Source organism: Micromonospora sp. LHW51205 (genome assembly GCF_003315815.1).
In the GTDB taxonomy this organism is placed as follows: Bacteria; Actinomycetota; Actinomycetes; order Mycobacteriales; family Micromonosporaceae; genus Micromonospora; species Micromonospora chalcea.
This window is the reverse complement of record NZ_QMEZ01000022.1, coordinates 1-1,952: the sequence shown is the minus strand read 5'-3', so window position 1 is coordinate 1,952 and position 1,952 is coordinate 1. Positions and strand designations below refer to the sequence as shown.

Sequence of the window (1,952 nt, the reverse complement as noted above, 5' to 3'; positions counted from 1 at the left end):
GCGGGGCATCAACAACAAGTCGACCCACGACCCCTACAACGAGATGCGGATCTCCTGTAGCGCTGAGCAGCCCACGCAGGAGACCGGCGCGCACATGCCAGTTCGGGTCACCGACCAGCAGTTCGGTCTCCTGCTTCCATACCGGCAGCGGCACTCCCCTCCCTGTCACGCTGATGTGAGACAGCCCGTCTACCAGGGGATACTCTTCCTGGACGGCCCTGAGGAGAGCACATCAGCATGACGTCGAGGCCCCATGAGAGTCTGGATCCGGACGCCCGGCCCCAGCGGCGGACATTCACCGCGGAGTTCAAGGCGAGGATTCTGGACGAGTACGAGTCGGCGCCGGATGCGGCGGCTCGCGGGGCGATTCTGCGCCGGGAACGGCTGTACGGTTCACACCTTCTCGACTGGCGCAAGGCGCGGGATGCCGGAGCCGCGGCCGGCCTGACGGACCGGCGGCAATCGGCTGCGCGGGCGGCGAAGAAGGCCGAGAACGCTGAACTTTCCCGTCTTCAGCGGGAGAACGCCCGCCTGCAGGCCGAGTTGAACAAGACCCAGACCGCGTTGTCGATCATGGGAAAAGCTCACGCGCTCTTGGAACTGCTCTCCGAGAGCGCGGATGCCGTGGCGATGCCGAACTCGTCCTCGCCGAGGCGCAGGCGGCGCTGACGCCGTTGTGGGGCATCGCGCCCGCGTGCCGGCTGACCGGCCTGTCGAGGGCGACGCTGTATCGCCGTAGTGCCCCGCCGCTGGTCTCCCGGCCACGGGCGCCGCGTAAGCCGCCGCCGTCCGCGCTGACCGAGCCTGAACGCCGGCAGGTCCTGGACCTGCTCAACAGCCCGCCATACGTGGATCTGGCCCCGGCGCAGGTGTGGGCCCGCGAACTCGACGAGGGCCGCTGGTGGTGCTCGGAGTCCACGATGTACCGGATCCTGCGGGCCGCCGGGCAGACCGGCGAACGCCGCAGCCAGGCCACCCATCCGGCCCGGACCAAACCCGAACTGGTCGCCGACGCCGCGAATCAGGTGTGGTCGTGGGACATCACGAAGCTGCGCGGCCCGGTCAAGGGCGTCTGGTTCCACCTTTACACGGTGATCGACATCTGGTCCCGCTACGTCGTCGGGCACATGGTCGCCGCCCACGAGGACGGCCAACTCGCCGAAGCGCTGATCGCCGACGCCGCCGCCCGCGAACGCGTGAACCCCGATCAGCTGACCGTGCACGCCGACCGCGGCGCCGCGATGACCAGCAAGACCGTCACCCAGCTGCTGACCGATCTCAAAATCGGCCGCAGCCACAGCCGGCCCAAGACCTCCAACGACAACCCGTACATCGAGGCCAGCTTCAAGACACTCAAGTACGACCCCACGTTCCCAGAGCGGTTCGGATCGATCCAGCACGCCCGACAGCACTGCGAAGCGTTCTACAGCTACTACAACCACGAACACCGGCACTCCGGGATCGGCCTGCACACCCCGGCATCGGTCCACCACGGCACCGCCGGACAGATCCGTGAACAGCGGCAACGCACCCTCGACGCCGCCTGGGCCGCACATCCCGAACGGTTCGGACGCCGCCGTCCCCAACCACCCCGGCTACCGGACCGGGCATGGATCAACAAACCCGACAACAGCCACCCGGAACAGGCCGTGACCTCGGCCGGAGCCCCTCTTCCACCAGCACAAAGCTAAACAAAATCAAGAAATTGTCTCAGTTGACTTGACAGGTTCCGCATCAAGAGTCTGCTCCAGATGAGACAGCATGTCGCGCCACACCGCCGCCCCGAACGTACGGAGCGTGGACAGCACCCACTCGCTGTAGGTCTCGCCGAGCGCCGCAGCAGGAGCCGGGCTCGAAAGCAGCGATCGAGTCAACTCCAGTGCGTTGGGCTGATGGCACCGTCTGGCGCACGACTGGACGACCTCCGGCGAGCGCATCGTCGGCGTGGCCAC

General features: G+C 67.2%; 4 protein-coding genes. 3 read left to right on the top strand and 1 reads right to left on the bottom strand.

The genetic code is table 11. The features are described from left to right. The 3 genes from DQE82_RS31305 to DQE82_RS30455 form a co-directional block, all read left to right on the top strand. Window positions 1–241: hypothetical protein (locus DQE82_RS31305; protein ID WP_233514833.1), on the top strand; the 241-nt coding region annotated here is incomplete at its 5' end. Beyond that, window positions 238–669 (top strand): transposase, encoded by a 432-nt coding sequence (locus tag DQE82_RS30460; RefSeq protein ID WP_113974894.1) that lies wholly within the window; start codon window positions 238–240, stop codon window positions 667–669. The genes DQE82_RS31305 and DQE82_RS30460, both read left to right, overlap by 4 nt. 5 nt (window positions 670–674) lie before the next feature. Then, window positions 675–1,691, top strand: a complete 1,017-nt coding sequence (locus DQE82_RS30455) for an IS3 family transposase (protein WP_113974893.1) — start codon at window positions 675–677, stop codon at window positions 1,689–1,691. Window positions 1,692–1,697: 6 nt separating this feature from the next. Here DQE82_RS30455 and DQE82_RS31300 read toward each other — a convergent pair. After that, window positions 1,698–1,952: hypothetical protein (locus DQE82_RS31300; protein ID WP_233514832.1), on the bottom strand; the 255-nt coding region annotated here is incomplete at its 5' end.

Bases quoted from the DNA above. Each gene is read 5' to 3' on its own strand.
- DQE82_RS30460 (WP_113974894.1), top strand. From the start codon at position 238: ATGACGTCGAGGCCCCATGAGAGTCTGGATCCGGACGCCCGGCCCCAG.